The organism is bacterium (assembly GCA_024224155.1).
Classification (GTDB): Bacteria; Acidobacteriota; Thermoanaerobaculia; order Multivoradales; family JAHEKO01; genus CALZIK01.
Genome location: JAAENP010000457.1, coordinates 1 through 548, shown reverse-complemented (window position 1 = coordinate 548; position 548 = coordinate 1). Strand labels below are relative to the sequence as shown.

Genomic DNA, 548 nt, shown 5'->3' with positions numbered 1-548 from the left:
GGCCACCTGATGCGGCGCCGACATGGCGGACGTCGCTCACGGGTTCTCGGCCAAGCCAAAGTGGATGCTGACTTCAACCTCCTCGCCGCAGCCCACAATCTAGCGCGCCTCGCCGTGCTCGGGATCCAATGGACAACTCTCGGTTGGGTGGCGGAAATGGCCTAGATCGGGCGCCGGAACGGCCTGGAGAACCGGATTTCGGCCTCTGAGAACCGGATGAGCGCCCTAGAATCGCCAGACTCGACCGGACCGCGCCATGAACCCCGAACAGCGCACTAACCCAGCACGGAGCAACAATCGAAAGCCCGGCGTCGAAACCACCCTGGTGGCAGAATCAGCTCCCCCAGGCGGCCCTTTCACACCAGTCACCTAGGAGGTCGTTCACGATCAGCTTGCCCTCCACAGCGTAGATCGCGCCGCCGAGAAAGAATTCCCACTCGGACTGTCCGCCCGGCTCGAAGGCCGGTAGCCGGACGCCGTCGCGGGGCAGTCGCTTGGCCGGCGTCAGGCGTCCCTCATCGACGCCGAGCGTCAGGTTGATCCGCCGC

2 protein-coding genes are annotated in these 548 nt (G+C 65.3%); one reads left to right on the top strand and one right to left on the bottom strand.

Going from position 1 to position 548, the window contains the following annotated elements:
* A partial coding sequence (locus tag GY769_22085; protein MCP4204607.1) for a hypothetical protein occupies positions 1-165 on the top strand: 165 nt, incomplete at its 5' end.
* 169 nt (positions 166-334) lie between these two features.
* Here GY769_22085 and GY769_22080 read toward each other — a convergent pair.
* On the bottom strand, positions 335-548 hold a 214-nt coding region (locus GY769_22080), incomplete at its 5' end, for a hypothetical protein (GenBank protein MCP4204606.1).